Origin of the sequence: Chitinophaga eiseniae (assembly GCF_012641265.1) — a bacterium.
In the GTDB taxonomy this organism is placed as follows: domain Bacteria; phylum Bacteroidota; class Bacteroidia; order Chitinophagales; family Chitinophagaceae; genus Chitinophaga; species Chitinophaga eiseniae_A.
In genome coordinates this window covers 339,367-356,351 of the sequence record NZ_JABAHZ010000004.1, presented here as the reverse complement: position 1 = coordinate 356,351, position 16,985 = coordinate 339,367, and the positions used below count along the sequence as shown (strand labels likewise).

At 48.3% G+C, this 16,985-nt stretch carries 11 protein-coding genes; 1 reads left to right on the top strand and 10 read right to left on the bottom strand.

The window, feature by feature from the left end; genetic code table 11:
• Positions 1 to 21 precede the first annotated feature (21 nt).
• From HGH91_RS18495 to HGH91_RS18460, 8 genes are all read right to left on the bottom strand, one after another.
• Positions 22 to 1,494 carry a RagB/SusD family nutrient uptake outer membrane protein gene (locus HGH91_RS18495; RefSeq protein WP_168740287.1) on the bottom strand — a complete coding sequence of 491 codons (1,473 nt, stop codon included), beginning with the start codon at positions 1,492 to 1,494 and terminating at the stop codon, positions 22 to 24.
• Positions 1,495 to 1,505: 11 nt separating this feature from the next.
• Positions 1,506 to 5,129 (bottom strand): SusC/RagA family TonB-linked outer membrane protein, encoded by a 3,624-nt coding sequence (locus HGH91_RS18490; protein ID WP_168740286.1) that lies wholly within the window; start codon positions 5,127 to 5,129, stop codon positions 1,506 to 1,508.
• A gap of 99 nt (positions 5,130 to 5,228) precedes the next feature.
• Positions 5,229 to 6,440, bottom strand: coding sequence for a FecR family protein (locus HGH91_RS18485; RefSeq protein ID WP_168740285.1), 1,212 nt, complete (start codon positions 6,438 to 6,440; stop codon positions 5,229 to 5,231).
• A gap of 73 nt (positions 6,441 to 6,513) precedes the next feature.
• Positions 6,514 to 7,068, bottom strand: coding sequence for an RNA polymerase sigma factor (locus HGH91_RS18480; RefSeq protein WP_168740284.1), 555 nt, complete (start codon positions 7,066 to 7,068; stop codon positions 6,514 to 6,516).
• A 364-nt stretch (positions 7,069 to 7,432) separates the two neighbouring features.
• Positions 7,433 to 9,067: a RagB/SusD family nutrient uptake outer membrane protein gene (locus HGH91_RS18475; protein WP_168740283.1), complete on the bottom strand. Its 1,635-nt coding sequence runs from the start codon at positions 9,065 to 9,067 to the stop codon at positions 7,433 to 7,435.
• Positions 9,068 to 9,085: 18 nt separating this feature from the next.
• Positions 9,086 to 12,391 carry a SusC/RagA family TonB-linked outer membrane protein gene (locus HGH91_RS18470; protein ID WP_211092351.1) on the bottom strand — a complete coding sequence of 1,102 codons (3,306 nt, stop codon included), beginning with the start codon at positions 12,389 to 12,391 and terminating at the stop codon, positions 9,086 to 9,088.
• A gap of 159 nt (positions 12,392 to 12,550) precedes the next feature.
• Positions 12,551 to 13,480, bottom strand: coding sequence for a FecR family protein (locus HGH91_RS18465; RefSeq protein WP_168740282.1), 930 nt, complete (start codon positions 13,478 to 13,480; stop codon positions 12,551 to 12,553).
• A gap of 121 nt (positions 13,481 to 13,601) precedes the next feature.
• Positions 13,602 to 14,156 (bottom strand): RNA polymerase sigma factor, encoded by a 555-nt coding sequence (locus tag HGH91_RS18460; protein ID WP_168740281.1) that lies wholly within the window; start codon positions 14,154 to 14,156, stop codon positions 13,602 to 13,604.
• A 290-nt stretch (positions 14,157 to 14,446) separates the two neighbouring features.
• On the opposite strand from HGH91_RS18460, the gene HGH91_RS18455 reads away from it, so the two are divergent.
• Positions 14,447 to 14,959 carry a DinB family protein gene (locus tag HGH91_RS18455; protein ID WP_168740280.1) on the top strand — a complete coding sequence of 171 codons (513 nt, stop codon included), beginning with the start codon at positions 14,447 to 14,449 and terminating at the stop codon, positions 14,957 to 14,959.
• An 87-nt stretch (positions 14,960 to 15,046) separates the two neighbouring features.
• On the opposite strand, the gene HGH91_RS18450 is transcribed toward HGH91_RS18455, so the two are convergent.
• Positions 15,047 to 15,643, bottom strand: a complete 597-nt coding sequence (locus HGH91_RS18450) for a porin family protein (protein WP_168740279.1) — start codon at positions 15,641 to 15,643, stop codon at positions 15,047 to 15,049.
• A 127-nt stretch (positions 15,644 to 15,770) separates the two neighbouring features.
• Positions 15,771 to 16,874 (bottom strand): Gfo/Idh/MocA family protein, encoded by a 1,104-nt coding sequence (locus tag HGH91_RS18445; RefSeq protein ID WP_168740278.1) that lies wholly within the window; start codon positions 16,872 to 16,874, stop codon positions 15,771 to 15,773.
• Positions 16,875 to 16,985 lie beyond the last annotated feature (111 nt).

Sequence of the window (16,985 nt, the reverse complement as noted above, 5' to 3'; positions counted from 1 at the left end):
AATAAAAAAGTTTGCAGGTGGTTATCTGGGATTTAATTCGGAGGCGATAGGTACATTCCGTTCCTGTTCCAAACGTGGTATCTGCAAAGCCTTCCGCAGATCGCTGGCAGTCAGTACATCTGCCGGTGGGCCGCCCCTGGAGGTGCGATGCTCCACTCTTAGTCCCAATCTTTTTACATCATACCAACGCAATCCTTCGTTTACAAATTCCTTCCTTCTCTCCAACAACACTATATCCAATAATGCCTGTTTCGTAATAGCCGGATCTAATGACATATAGGGTACGTATCTTTCCTTACGGATGGCTTCCACATCGGCCAATGCTCCGGCGATAGCATTACCGTTAGTGCTTCTCAGCAAGGCTTCTGCATGATTGAGCAATACTTCTTCCATACTGAAGTAAGGTGTTTTAATGGGCGTGTTATTGGGACTGTTAGGCTGCGTACCATACTTGATGGCAATCAGCCGCCGGTCAATCACCGTACCTACTGCGGTAAACACTCTTCTTCTAAGATCGTTGGCACCCGCTGGCTGATACAGTGGAACGATAGAATCGCTGGGGAAAAAGCCACAGATAGAAAAGCCGGTTGGGGTAATGGGCGATAGGTTAGTCACGTATGACAACATCAACAAATTAGGATGAGAGGCCGGGTCCATATACCTTGCTGCAAAAAAAGGCAGGCCGTTGGATTGCTGGAAAACAAGATCCGCGGCCAGGTTCCGGACGATACGTCCTTTTTCTGCAATCACGGCATCTGCATATTTAACTGATTCATCCCATTCTCCTTTATATAGTTTGACACGGGAAAGGAAAGCATTAGCACTGGCTACGGAAAAATGGTAAGGGTTAGCCGGTGTGTAACTGCCTCCTTTCTGCAACAACGCGAGGCCATCGGTAGCATCCTTTTCTACCTGGTCGTAAACCTGCTTCACCGTATTGCGATGATAGAAATTAATATTGCCTTTATTGATTTCAGTCACCAGCGGTATACCCAGGTCTTTGGCAGCCGTAGCCACATTGTAGTGCTGTCCGAAAAGGTTCACCAATATAAAATGACAGTAGGCGCGAACCAGCAGGGCTTCCCCTTTTACCGCCGCTTTTTGCTCCGGCGAACCGGTGGCAGCATCAATACCTTCTGTTACCAAATTGGCATAGTATATTTTTGAATAGTACCCTGCGTAAGCCACTGCCGGTCCGGTATTAATATTATCCGGGTAATCATCTTTCCATAAATACATGGGCAGGTAGGCACTGATATTGGAGGCCTGCGCCAGCTGCGCATGAAAGTCATAATCGTCGGTAAGAATGTCTGTAAACAGGTCATGTCTTATCGGGTAGGCATTTACCAATACTTTGGCATACTGATCGGCCGATTCTATTTGCGCCCGGTTATCATATGCCTCTTCTGTAAACTTCTTACAACCTGTCATTCCTACACAGAAGAGCAACAGTAACATCGCCAGGTTGCTTATTTTCAGAGCTGTCTTTACCATAGCTGAATATTTTAAAATTGGGCGTTTAATCTGAGTGTATAAGAAGTAGGGTTAGGGAGATTGACACCCGAAATAATGCTTTGCGGATCCACTCCCCGTAAGTCCCTGTCGGCCCAGAAATAAAGGTTGTTGGCAGCGAGCGACAAACGCGCCATTTTCAACGGACTGGCTTTCTTCGGTACAAAGTCGTACGACAAAGTAACTTCGCTCAACCGGAGCACGGCAGCATTCACCACCATCAGGTCGCTCCTGTTGTACGCAAACTCCCGCTGAATAAAAGCAGCCTGGTTATAGGAATCCTGGATATTGGATACCAGCCCGGGAATATTGGTGATCTTCTCATCGCCGGGAATACGCCAGCGGGCGGCCACATCTTTTTGGGTGGCCAGGTTGTCGTCGTAAGTGCTGCTGACAATAGGGTTTCTGAACACTTTGTTGCCAAAGCTATAGGTAAAGAAAACCCGCAACTCAAATGATTTGTAATTGAAACTATTGGTAAAAGAGCCGGTCACGGTTGGATCACGGGAACCCTGGTATGCAATCAGTGAGTCATCCTGCGAAGACAACACGATGTTACTGTACTTGTTATTTTTTGCTCCATAAAACAGGGGTTGTCCCATATTATCCAACCCGGCAAAACGGTAGGCGTATAAACCGTTGAGTGGCCTGCCCACTTCTCCGTATCCTGTTGGCGCTGTTTTCTGGGTCAACAACGGTGAAAAAATACCTTCTGTTAACCGGTTCTTCACCTGTCCCACCAGGACATTGAAGTTCCAGTGAAAATCCCGTGTACGTATAATGTCTTTAATCCCGAGGGTAACATCTATCCCTTTATTGGTCATGCTGGCCCAGTTGATCGTTTTGGTACTGAAGCCATCTTCATAGGATACATTCCTGGATGCTACCAGGTCTTTGTTGGCGCGGTTATAGTATTCTGCTGTCAGGGTAACTTTGTTAAACAACCCTACGTCAATACCCACACTGGTGGTATAATCTTTTTCCCAGTTGAGGTTATATAATTCGGGAGAGAGGATGTTGATGCCTAACTCATCATAGTTAGGATCACCGCGATAATAATTCTGATACTTGGCATTTAAAGCCGGAGAACTTTGCCAGGCGTTCCCGCGTAAGGCATAGCTACCCCTTACTTTCAGGAAATCTATTTTGCCCGCGCTGTTCAGTTGCTCCATAAATTTCTCGCGGCTTACGTTCCAGGCCAATCCAATACTGTAGTTAGGCAGGAACCGGGTTTTGGTGGCAGAACCAAACAGGTTGCTGCCATCTACCCTGGCGGCCAGGTCTACGATATATTTCTCGTCGAATACGTAGTTGGTATTGAGGAAGAAGGCCGTTTTATTTTCCCGGGTAAATGTTTCGGTATAATACGGTTCATTCTTTTCAATGGCCGCTCTTAATGCCAGCGGGCTGGGGGAAATAATTTTACCGGCATAATACTGGTATCCCCATCCGCGGGTGGAGGTAGTGTTCACTTTGTCGCTGCCTATTTCAAAGCCGCCAAATACATTGACAACATGTAGGCGATTAAAAGCATGGTTCCAGTTTAACGCGTGCCGCATCGTTAAGAAACTTCCCCGGGCGGTTTGTTGATCGAGGATACCGCCTGTGGGCAAAATCGTTTGTGGTATGGCGTTAGGATCGTTCGGATCCTTATACAGCAAGGTGTTGAGGTTAGCGATCGACAGCGGGGAGGCTACCCGGTAAGCTGCCGCCACATTGGATCTTTCGGTCATCACATGGCTCAGGTCTGCGCTGGTTTTCCGCGCCGACATCAACGTTTCATAGGTGAGCCCCGGGATGATCTTATACGTCAGCTTCAACGCCGTTCTGATATCCGTGCTGGTAAGCGTATTGAAATTTTCATGCAGCTCATTCAATACGTTGAAGGGAGCAAAATCGCGCAGGTAATATTTGTAGTTGCCGTTTTCATCGTAGGGCACCATCGCGCGGCTGGTATTGACCGCATAGCTGAATGGGTTGAGGTCGAAATTACGGGATGACTGGCCATTACGGGTACCGCTATTGAACGTTCCAGGGGTGAGCTGATCCCGGTAGGTGAAGTTGGTGATAAAGTCCACATCCAACTTTTTGGTAACGTTAATCACCGTACGAAAATTAGCTGTATAGCGGTTGGTATTATATCCCTTTGCCTGTCCATCGTCGTGCAGGTAGCTGCCAGACAGGAAGTAGGTCGCTTTTTCACTGCCGCCGCCGATAGAGATATTGTGTTCCTGCACCAGGTTGTTCCTGAATAATACCTTAAACCAGTCAGTATTCACCGCACGCGCTTTATTCAGCAATTCGTTGGCCTGGGCCTGGGTAATGTTACGCTGCGTATATTGGTTATAAATATCCGTAAAAGCGCCGGTGGTGCTGGGATAGTTTAATACCGAAAGGTAACCATAGCGGTAAAGCTCATTGGAAAGCTCCATTTGTTCCTTGGAGTCCATGAGGTTAAAGGTAGCTACGTTGGGGCGGATGCCGAGCGTCAATGCGCTGCCGACGTTGACCGTCATCTGTCCTTTCTTCCCTTTTTTGGTGGTGATGGATACTACGCCGTTGGCGGCGCGGGTACCATAGAGGGAAGTCGCGGATCCATCTTTCAGGATGGCGATATCTTCAATGTCTGCAGGATTCAGACCGGCAATGGCAGATCCGAGCAGGGCGGCGGGGTCGCCGGAATATAGCTGGTTGGGTTGTATATTGGCAGGAGAGCTAACGGGTACGCCATCTACCACATATAAGGGTTCCTGGTTGGCGCTGATGGAGGCGCTTCCCCGGATCCTGATCTTTGGCGTACTTCCGAAAGTGGAGGATACATTTTCCACGCTGACGCCGGCCACGGCGCCCTGCAGCATCCGCGACACATCACCAACGCCGGAACGCTGCAGCAGGGCTTTATCTACCTTGCCTACGGCGCCGGTAAACGTTTCTTTGTTCAACTGTTGAAAACCGGTGATGATCACCTCGTTCAGCGATTTTTCCGGCACTTTTAATGTCACCTGCAATGTTTGCCCTTTCTTTACGGGAATTTCACGGGTTGTAAAGCCGGGGTTGTAGATTACCAGCACATCTCCATCGGCAGCGGCGATGGAAAAGCTGCCGGTTTTGCTGGTGGTTACCGCGGTACTGTATTTTCCTTTCACGAAAACAGTGACCCCTGGCAAGGGAGCGCCGGTAGAATCGGTTACCTTACCGGTTACGGGCTCTTGCTGCCGGGTAACGTTTTCCCTTTCGTTTTTTTTAGCATCATTTTTTGCGGCCGCCGAATCGGGAAAAATAAATACGGAATTTCTACCGATGGTGTATTGCAATCCCTGGTTTTTGACGGTCAGGTCCATCAGGTTGCGCAGTGGCATGTCTTTTACATTCAGGTCTACCGGCTTCATATCCTTTATCACGGAGGACTTGCAGACAACGGCATAAGCGGTTTGCTTTTTAATGGTGAGAAATACCTCTTCCACGGGTATTTTCTTTCCGGAAATGGAAACGATCTGCGTACTGCCGTTTACGCTGATGTGTAAACACATAATGAGGAAGACAAATGCAGTCAGCTTCCGCAATAGCTTACTAAGCCGTTCCTTTCCAGGACGACCTTTGCAGGGTGTAAAGTGCATAGACTTGGTTTACTTTGATTGATAAAATTGCGCTCCCCGTTGTAACGGAACTACAGCTACCTATCTGACTTTCACAGGAACAGGGGTATGCTACCTATTTTAATTACTCTTTTTGACGATTATTTGCTTTCCTCCGTCACCGATGCTGAATTTAATGCCTGATTCTTCCATAAAGCCAAGTACAGTTGACAGGTGTTCAGACCTGCTGATCTCGCCCCAGAAGGTAATATCCGGGATATTGCCTTCATACACGACATCGATATTATACCATCTTGATATTTGCTTCATCACTTCTCCCAGGGCCATGTTATGCAGGTTGAGCATACCATTCTTCCAGGCCATTACGCGGCTGGTATCGGCGGTTTGTACCTTCATGCTGGCCAACTGGCTATACATGAGGGCCGCTTGCTGACCGGGTACCAGGATAGCGCCTTTGCTGTCGGCCTGCGATGGGGTTACCAATACTTTACCGTCCAGCAGGGTTATTCTGGCGGCCGGGTCGTCCTGGTAGGCACATACGTTGAAACTGGTCCCCAACGCCTGTACAGTTCCCTGGCGGCGGCCTTCCGCCGATATAAAATGTACCCGGAAGGGTTTGGATTTATCGGGGGCCACTTCAAAATAAGCTTCTCCGCTTACCTCCACACTTCTTTCATTACCGGCAAACGCGGTAGGATACCGGATAGCGGTGGCGGCATTCAGCCACACTTTTGTGCCATCGGGCAATATCAGCTGAAACTGTTTTCCCCTCGGCGTCGACATTTTATTATACACTATTTCTTCGTCTCGCTGACCGGCCATCGTTGCCTCATAGGCCAGCTGCCCTTTGCTGATCACCGCATTGGTGCCTTGCTGTTTGGCCACTATCCCGTCGCTTAAACTATCCAATACCACCTGGCTGCCATCGCCCAGCGTAAGAATAGCCCCATTGTCACCGGGTGCAATATCTGTTACTGCCAATACCGGTACAGCCCGATGTGTGTACACGTAATACCGCCAGCCTCCCAGTGCCACCACCAATAATACGGCAGCAGCTACCAGCCAGCGCCACAGTAAGTATACCCGTGTTTCCGTAAATCGCTCCGGCGGCGCCGCCGAAATAATACGATGGGCCAGCGCGACTTTGTCCGATGCGGTAAACGTTCCCTGATCCCGCGCAGTAGCCCAGCTGTCGTCCAACATAGGCCCCAGCACTTCTGCTTCACCGTATTGCTCCAGCAACGCCACATACTCTTCCTGCTCCACGACAGAGAGGGATTGTATGGACCATAAATGATGCAGGTGCGCTAACCTGGTACGGTAATCTTCCAAAATCGGACATTTTTATACATAAGGACAACGCAACTCAGAAAAAGGGGGTAAAGGGGAGAAAAAAAATTTTAAATTATATACCCGGGTGACTGGCAATGTACCTGGTAATAGTTGCATTGGCATACTGGATATAGGTTTTAACAGTTTCCCTGGAAATATTCATCGCCGCTGCTATCTGCTGATAGGTCATCCCCTCCTGCCGGTTCAGGGTCCATACTTTCTTTTGTTGCGGAGGCAAACGCTGGATAGCCGCTTCTATCAGGTTGTATTGCTGCTCTATCATCGCTGTATCTTCTTCCAGTATACCCACAGCGGTATGCACCCACTCGGCATGACGCTTCCGCTCCCGCATCAGCCGCTTGATTTCATTGAGTATACGGTTACGGGAAATAACGTACAAATAAGTACGAAAATTCCGGATTTCCGCCAGGCTCTCCCGGGTTTGCCAAACCTGGGTAAAGATATCTTGTACAATTTCTTCCGCTACCTCCTTTACCCCGGTATGCCGCAGCACAAAGCTGTACAGCAACCCCGACTGCTCCATCAGCAGTTGGGTAAATGCTTTTTCATCTCCACCGGCTATACGCAGGAGCAGCTCCTTACTGATATGTGTGGCATCTACAGACAAATGATTTCCTCGTTTTGTAAAACACAGCAGTTCTGGGTAACATCCCTATTGGCCAACGATATAGGTATTTTCTTGTTGATTTCAGTTGATTGAAAATAGGTGATTTATTGACATTATCTGCATAAATATACGCATAAAAAAAGCTGCCCGGCGGGTATTTTTCTCGCAGAGGCGCAAAGCAGCAAAGAATTTAATAAGAAGAAGAGCGCAAATTTTAAGCCCGCAAAGCGGGGAGATAATGTAGCATATGGTACTACATTATCTCCCCGCTTTGCGGGCTTAAAATTTGCTTCAATCTCTGCTGCTTACCAGCTTTGCGCCTCTGCGAGAAAAATACCCACCGGGCAGCCCCACCCTGATGTCTCTAGTACCCCGGATTCTGGGTCAGGTTACCATTCTTCTGTATTTCCGTTCTGGGAATCGGGAACAATATCCTGTTGTTATTATTAGTAACCGCATGCGATAACCACGACTTTTTGGTAAACACGCCAAACCGGATCAGGTCCGTGCGCCGGTGGCCTTCCTGGTCAAATTCCCAGCCCAGTTCATCGAGGAAACGGCCATACTCAATATCGGCCCCGCCTTCGTTGGTAAACTGGTTATTCACCTGGTCTTTCATACCATAGGCATACACGCTGCCGGCTTTCAGTTGCGCCCCCGTTACCACCGCTTTGGCTGGATCGGCGAGGAAATCCCGCTGCCTTACCTGTGTCACTATCGCCGCCGCTTCATCGGCTTTACCGGTGCGCAACAGGCTCTCTGCTTTCATCATCAGCACCTCCGCATAACGGAATACCGGGAAGTCGTTACTGAGGCGGTTAGAAGCACCCATTTTTATTTCAAACTTACCTAGCCTGAATCCATGTACTGATTCGCCTTTCTCCAGCCCCGGCAATTCATTCACGAAACTCAAAGGCTTGCCGGCAAAATCGCCCTGTGCTACATACAGCATTTGCCCGGAGGAGGTGTATTGCTGCCCTTTGATCCAGTTGCGCTGGTAACGGGCATCTGCCGGGTCAAAGGTACTGATGAACTGTGGAATGGCGCAAATACCGCCCCAGGGCGTATTTTTCAGGTTATAGGTAGCCTGGTTTTCCTGTTGCAGCGTTTGCATGTGCAAGTCAAAGGCATTCCAGTTATTGGTATAATCTTCATCCATAGGAATGGCCAACACGATTTCCTTGGAGTTCTGGTTTTCAGTTATAAAAACATTCTTCTGGGCCGCCTCCAGGATATAGGCGTTGGAGCGAATAACGCTATCGCAGGCACTGATGCATTTGGCCCATTCCGGGGTACCGGTATATACGCCGGCATTCAGGTACATCTTGGCCAGCAGGGTAAACGCCGCCCACTTATTATACTTCCCGTAGGTGCTCACATCGTTGGCACTGCTGAGCAACTGAATATTGTCCGTAATTTCTTTTACAATGAAATCATATACTTCTTTTCTTGTGTTTTGCTTCGGCAAATATCCCATAGGCAGATCGAACTGGGTCACCAGGGGAACATTGCCATAAAAATCGCACAACACAGCATAGTACGAAGCTCTCAGCACTTTCAGTTCTGCCAGCGTAGCAGGCTTCGCCTCTCCTACCGGTATCAGGCCGGATTCGATCTGGTAAATAATCCGGTTACAGTTGGTAATACCGGCATAAGTTCTCGACCAGGTTTGATTCACCACATCGTCGTCGGTAGTCCAGGTATGGCGGTGTAAGCGCTGGTACACACCATCATCAAACCAGCCCCAGGGGCGTTTGGGTATCACCAGCTGATCGGCCGTTACTTCCTGCGCACGCCACAAGCCGTTCCAGTCGAGCAATACAAATCGCCACTGCGAATAGCCGGCGCCTACCAGCGCTGCTATATCATCTTTAGTAGGATTAAATTCCGTGGAGATAATGGTTGTATAGGGCTTATCTTTTAATTTGGTACAGGCCATGCCCGTTACGATCATCAGTATCGCTAACGGTAACGCATATATGTTAAAGCGCATTTTCATGTGCAGTCATTTTAGTGGTTAAAAATTCAGGTTCACGCCCAGGGTAAAGGAACGGGTAGTAGGATATTTATCACGGTCGTCCATGCCGGGGTTCAGGCCCATCCGGTTCACCTCAGGGTCCAGTCCTTTGTAACCGGTAATGGTGAAGGTATTCAGGGAAGACACATATACCCTCGCCCCTTTCAGGTATTTATTCTTCAGACCGGCAAACGTATAGCCCAGTGTAATGTTATCTATCTTCCAGAAATCCCCTTTTTCTACATAGTAGCTGTTAAATTCCAGGGCATTTACTTTTAGTTCGGTTTTCCCAAACACCTTGTCATAGGCAGATCTCAGGATATTATAATTCTGGATGGTAGGGTTTTCCATATACATGCGCTGGGAGTTGATGATCTGGTAGCCGAAAGCCCCCCGCATGGTAATACCCAGGTCGAAGCGCTTGTAGGAGAAATTATTATTCCAGCCTGCATAATATTTAGGCAATCCATTTCCAATCACTTTTTTATCCTCGAAAGCATGTGGGAAATCGTCGTACTTAACCGGCTTACCGTCTCTTCCTTCGTAGATCCATTTCCCTTTATCATCGATATCAATCACTTTATAACCGTAAAAATCGCCTATTCCCTTTCCAACGGTTACAATATTGGTAAAGGTTTGAATAGGTACACCCGCTGCACCAGTGGTAAAGTAAGGTGTGGTGGTCTGGTATAGCTCGTTGGATAAGCTGATTAATTTGTTGGTATTGGTAGAAAAATTAACGCTGGTATTCCAGGTAAAATCATTCGTTTTTACCGGTACAAAATTTAGCATGATTTCTATCCCTTTGTTTTCCATTTTACCTACGTTGGCGGTAGTGAGTGGGTATAGGTTCGGGGGACTAGGCACTGCGTAGTTATACAGCAGTCCTTTGATACGGCGGTTGTATACATCGATGTTACCGCTAATGCGGCCCTTGAGCATACTAAAGTCCAACCCGATATTGGCCTCAGATTTTTCTTCCCAGCGGATAAACGGATTGGGATTCGTAGCAGGCACCAGGATCTTGGACCATTTACCGTTCGTATACACATAATCGCCATAGCCGATCAATGGTTTGCTGAGAAAGCCCGCATTAGGCGGATTACCGGTAATTCCGTAACCAGCACGCAGTTTCAGATCATCGAACAATCCTTGCCCCTTCATAAACTCTTCATTGGAAATTCTCCATCCGCCGGATACTGCCCAGAAATTACCCCAGGGGTTATTGGCCCCATATAACTGGCTGGCGCCCTCTCTTCTCAAACTCGCCAGCAACAGGTATTTGTCGGCATAGTTATAATTGAGCCTGCCGAAAAAGCTGATCAGGTTTGTTTCTGTTTTATAGCTGCTGATATTGGCCAGCTTATTCTTGATGCCTTCTCCCAGTCCCAGGTTATTATAGCCAAACAGGTCGGTAGGAAAATCCTGGTTATCGGCATAGTTGCCGGAGGATTCGTTTTCCTGGTAGCCATAGCCGCCCAATAAGGTAAAGTGGTGTTCTCCAAAGTTGCGGCTATACTCAGCTGTCCATTCCGTGAGGCGGTCGATCGACAGATCGGCAGCCACAGAGGCAAAGCCATTTACCCCGCTTTTGATATTGGAGATATGCTTTTTGGATTCTGCGTATCCTTTGTTGGAATTGAACCGGGCATAGGAAAACAATGCCGACAATTTTAGGTTATTAACCGGTGTATACGTTACCGTGGCATTCATACGGGAGTTTACATTCTTCGCTTGCCCGTCGCTTTCGTACAGCAGGGCCAGTGGATTTTCGTAATCGAAGTTGCCCGTTTGCTCGTAGAAGTCTCCATTGGCTTTACGCACCGGCTCTGTAGGGTTACGGATCACCGTTTGCCGGTATATCCATCCGTTGAAACTATTGTCGCCGTTGTTGTTGCGGGTATAGTTGTTGGTTTGATTGAGGATGCCCACGTTCAGTTTTACCTTATCGTTGAACATGCTGTGGTTCACATCAATTCTTCCGGAAAAGGTATTGTTATCGCTCTTTTTAAAGATGCCTTGTAATGCGCGGTAGTTGCCGGATACGAGGTAGTTGGTGGTAGCGTTGCCTCCGCGGATGGTAAGGTTATGTACGTGTGAAAGCGGCGTGCGGGTAGCCTCCTTCAGCCAGTCGGTGGAGCTGCCGGCATCCCAGGATGCCAGCCGGGTGCCGGCTTTGATCTGGTCGTGGTAGTCCTGGGCGGTAAGCATATCCAGTTTCCGGGCAATCACCTGCGTGGTGGTATAGCCGCTATAGTCAACCGTGTTGGAGAAACTGCCGCGGGCTCTTTTGGTGGTGATGATGATAACGCCGTTGGAGCCTCTTACCCCATAGATGGCGGCAGAAGAACCGTCTTTGAGCACATCCATCGATTCAATATCTTCCGGCGCTACTGTTTTAAGATCACCGGGTACGCCATCGATAATTACGAGGGGGTTGGCATTGGCGCCATACAGGGTGGTGTTACCGCGGAGTAATATCTGGGAACCGGCGGTAGGGTTGCCGCTGGGCGTACCGATGGTCATACCCGCTACTTTTCCCTGTATGAGCTGTCCGGCGTCCTGCACGGGTCCTTTCACGAAGTTGGCCGATTTAACAGTGGCCACGGCGCTGGTCACATCTCCGCGGCGCTGGGTACCATAGCCGATTACCACAGCTTCCTGCAGGTTGGCCACGGTGGCTTTCAGCACTACATCGATGGACGTACGCCCGGACACAGGTATTTCCTGGTCCTGGAAGCCGAGAAAGGAAAATATGAGGACAGCATCGGGGCTGTTGATATGCAGGGTATAATGCCCCGTAACATCGGTGACTGTACCGGCAGCCGCATTCTTTATTTTTACGTTTACACCTGGCAGCGCTTCGCCTTTGTCGTCTGTTACCTTACCTTTTACAGGTTCTTGTTCGCTGAGATGACCGCTGGTATTGGCGGGTATCGAGGTAGTTTTATTTTCCTTCTCTACGATGATCACCAGGTTATCTTTCTGCAGGTAGTGGAGCCGGGTATCTTTCAGGATCTTATCCAGTACGGCGGTTACCGGTTGTTGGTTGGCGGTAATGGAGATGCGATCATAACCGGCTACCAGCTGATCGTTGTATACCATGCCTAAGCCGCTCTTCTTTTCTATCAGGCTCAATATTTCCGGTAATGATTTATCGGCCAGCTGCAGGTCGATCCTCACCCCGCTTGCGCTGGGTTTGGCTTGCGCTTCTGCCCACCCACTGGTGGCGGTGATGCCGAGCAGGAACAGGATACACCCTATTCTCCGCAGGGCATAGAGATGACACCAAATGAATTTTTTCATACATTTGAACGTTTTGGTTAAATAAATGGTCGTTTATTTTTCTGAACAGGGCGGCCATAGGCTGCCTGATAGCCAGCTATGATTTTGCGGATCATGCTGGTTATTTTTTGTTGATGATTGTCAGTACATGCACAAGTGATTTAGTTCAACCTATGGTTGTTAGAGTGATATGATTTTATCTTTCATGGAATAACTAAGTTTGTTGGCTTTGGTGATGGCAAAAAGAATTTTATCCAGCGGGTCGTTGGTACTGAAGGTGGCGGTAAAACGGATATGCCGCGTTGCTTCTTTACTGAAAGTGATGGTGACATCATAATTGTTTTCCAGTATCAGGGCTACCTTTTCCAGGCTTTCATTTCTGAATTGCAGTTTTCCCTGTAGCCAGCCGGTGTTGTCGGTGGCGCTGACCTGTTTTTTCTGTATCCCTGCGGGCGACAAGGCCGCCTGTTCATCGGGCAGTACTACCATGGCTTCAGCTCCATGGGACTCCTTTACCGCTACTTTTCCACTCACTACAGTTATTTTTACTTCTTTAGCATCTGTGTAGGCCTGTACATTAAAAGCAGTACCCAGTACTGTTGTTATTGTATTGGCAGTGCCTACTATAAAAGGGCATCGTTCCCGTGGTTGTATCTCAAAAAAGGCTTCTCCTTCCAGGAGGGTTACGTTCCGGCTATTACCTTTAAAAACCTGGGGATAGCGGAGGCTGGAGCCTGCGTTGAGCGTAACCACAGAGCCATCGCTCAGGGTGAGTCGCAGACGTTGTCCTCTGCCCGCCCTGGTAGTGGCATAGGTGGCGTTACCTGTTTCTGTACTTTTAAAAACAATGAAAGTACCCAGCAAGATCACGATAACAGCGGCGGCTATACGAAATACACGCGACATGTAAACCAATGGCCGTGCAGCCAGTTGCCGGTCAATTTTCGCTTTGAGGCGCTGCTGCACTTCATCCCGGTTAAAGGAGGTGGTATCGTGCGTACCGGCCGCCGATCGTTCGTCCAGCCATTGTTCCAGGCGTCTTTGTTCTTCCGGTGTACATTCCCCTTTTAAATAACGGTCCAGCAAACGTCCGGGCGTTTCTTCTTTCATTAAAAACAATTTGGGCAGTCATCATAACACGTGGTCAGTAAAGTAGTGTCTGAAAAGAAACGTTGGTAGTAGGTGCAGGAAAAAAAAATTTTAGTGGCGGGATATTTTCATGTAACAGTGGTTACACATTGAGTTTCAGATGCAGGTATTTCAGGGCATTATTGATTTGTTTCTTCACTGTTTTATCGGAGATGTTAAGTTTATGGGCAATTTCTTTATGGGAAAGATCTTCTTTCCGGCTCAGGATAAATACTTCCCGCATCTTCAGGGGGAGTTTATCAATTTCCCGGTTCACCAGGTGTAATAGTTCATTGGCGTCCAGCTGCTGTTCAAATACGTCGTCGGCTTCTGAAAACAGGAAGCCCCACGACTTGCGGAGTGTAGTCTTTTTCATTTGCTGCCGGATATAGCGAAAGCCTCCATATCGTACACAGGAAAAGAGATAGGTATATAACGAGGTAATGTTGCCCAGGTTGTGGCGCCGTTTCCATAACGATACAAACACTTCCTGCAGAATATCTTCCGCCTCTTCGGTGTCTTTGATGGCTTTTACCAGGTAAAAGTAAAGTTGTTCCCAATAGCGCAGGTATATCACATCAAAGGCTTCCCTGTTGCCTTCTTTGAGCAAGTTTAATAGAACATCGTCTGCATATTGTTGAAGATGCACACCATTCATAAGTGGAAAATTAACATAAACGTGAAACCTGTCCCCCCGGGAAAAACCACCTGCTGCGAATTGGTTTTTACACCTGGGCCGACGCCTGTCATTATTAATTGTCCAATATACAATTAATAATTATTAGCCGCTTATTTTTTTTAGGGCCCCAAAAAACGGGGAGACCCGAACCGGGAAAACCTCCCGGGACGCTGTCGCTTTTTGCCCGCTTATTTGTCGCATTACCACCCGGTATAACTCCGCAGATCACCCTAAGTTTGCGGTATTATTCATCCTTTAAAAAATCACTTATGAGAGCGCAATTGATCAGCGAAACAGCAGTAACCGGCCAATTGCTGGTGCAGGTGTTGTCGGCTTTTGATGATAAACAACTCAATACCGTACCTTTTGAAGGTAGCTGGACGGCGGCGCAGGTGGCGGAACATATCTGGAAAGCGGGAGACTGTGGCGTGGTGTATGGCCCATCAGCGTCTACACAGCGGGCGGCAGATGAAAAGGTAAATGCGATCAGGGCTTTGTTCCAGGATTACAATACAAAATTTAATGCACCGGAAATGATTATTCCCGGCAATGCGCCACACACGCAAACGCAGGTAATGGAGCATATTCACCAGGTATGGGATAAGCTGACTACCGCCGCCAACACGGTAGATCTTAACGAAGAATGCCTGGCTTTTGAAGTACCTGGATTCGGTCCTTTCACCCGGCTGGAGTGGATCAAATTCATCAATATACATACCCGGCGGCATATCCGCCAGCTGGAAAATATCCAGGCGCATGTGTTGAAGGAGCAACTGGTATAAGTTTCACGCAAAGGGACAAAGAAGCAAAGCGGCGAAGAAATATCCTTTGCTGCTTTGCTTCTTTGTCCCTTTGCGTGATAGCTTCGCTTACTTAAAATTAATCCCCAATCCCACCTGCAACTGCTGGGTTTTCCATTGGTAACGATCGTCAATACCATTGATATTGGACAGGCCCAATACATAGCGGGCATATACATGCAGTACGTCAAACGTTAACGTAGCGCCGGCAGCAGCTCCCAGGTTGCCACGTTTAAATGCGCTGCGGTTATAGGTGAGCAGGTTGTCATTTTCGTAGACGAGATAGCTGTATTCGGGTCCTGCATTAATTGTAATCATTTTATTGATGTTATAACGCAGTAATATCGGGAGAGTAATGTAACTTAACTTGATATTTTTATTGGCGCCATCGTTACTATCATGAATATAACGCGCGCTGAAATCATCCGCCCGCTTGGGCCCTGCCTGTGAAAACAACAGCTCCGGCTGTATCCCCCATTTCTTCGAAACATCATAGGTGGCAAATACACCAATTCTTCCTCCCAGCGTATAGTTGGGATTAATACCTTCTCCATCCAGTTTAAACATATTCAGGTCGGCTTTCAGGCCATAGTGAAACCCCTGGGCACGGAGGGATGAAACAGCAAAGCAAAAAACACACAAAGCTGCCAACATTCGTTTTTTCATAGTTGTTATTTTAACCATAAAGAAACGAATGGATCTGATACGTATTGCCGGTGGGCATTCACTAATAGATGATCCTGCCGATTTTAACGGTCATGCCCGGAATTTCCTCGGCCAATTCCGGGGCTGCTCAGGCGAGATGGATCTTTTTCCCTGTTTTCACCGACTGGTAAATGGCGTCTATAATCTTCTGGTCTTTCAGCGCCTCTTCGCCGTTGACCGCTACCAGCGGCCGTTTTCCGGCCAGCAGAATATCTGCCATTTCGTCCATCTGCACGGTTTGATGGGTCATATGTGGTTGAGTGAGTTCTCCTTTAAAAGTGCGCCCTTTAATGGGGCCGTAGCCGGTGGAAGGCTGCAGTTCTGCAAAGCCCTTTTCTCCATTGAGGAAGAAGCGGTCGAGATTATTCATATTGTAGGTAGACAGGCAGGAGGCCACTGCCCCACTGGGAAATCCCAGCTGGAACTGTATGGTTTCATCTACGCCAGCTTTAAACTTTACGGGATCTGTTTTGGTTTCCTGGGCAGTTACCCACAACGGCTCTTCGCCAGTCATATAGCGGGCGCCGTTGATGGCATAAATGCCGATGTCCATCAGGGAGCCCCCACCGGCCAGTTCCTTATTCAACCGCCACTGGGTGGGATCGCCTATGCGGAAGCCGCACTGTCCCTGGAAGAATAAGATCTTTCCGAATTCGCCATTATTCCGCATGCGGATAATCTCCAGCGTTTTAGGTTCAAAGTGCATGCGATAGCCTACCAGCAATTGCACGTTAGCTTTTTTACAGGCTGCTATCATTTCAGCGCCCTCGCGGGCATTGAGGGCCATAGGCTTTTCACAGATCACATGTTTTCCTGCAGCGGCTACCCGCAGGGTTTGCGCATGATGCAAGGCATTGGGCGTAGTAATGTATACCACATCTATATCGGGGTTATCCCTGATACGGTCGAAGTTGTCGTAGTTATAGCAATTGGCCGCCGGGATGCCAAAGCGTTGCTGCCAGTCGGTGATCTTGGAAGGCGTTCCGCTGATCGCGCCCACCAGTTTAGCCTTGGTACAGGATTGCATGGCGTCGGCTACGCGGTTGGCATAGCTACCTAATCCCATGAGGGCTACCCTCAATACTTTTCCGTCTTTCGGGCGCCGGGTGACGGCCCAACCGGGGAGCGACATTAAAGGTAATACCATAGCCGTAGCGGCGATCTGTTGTAAGAAATTGCGGCGAGAATGCATAACGGGAATATTTTGGGTTTCACGAATGGTTTAATAATACGTAAAAAAGCGGAAAGCATAAAGCATAAAGCTGAAAGCTATTATGGAGATTGATCTAAGCGGATTTTGAGA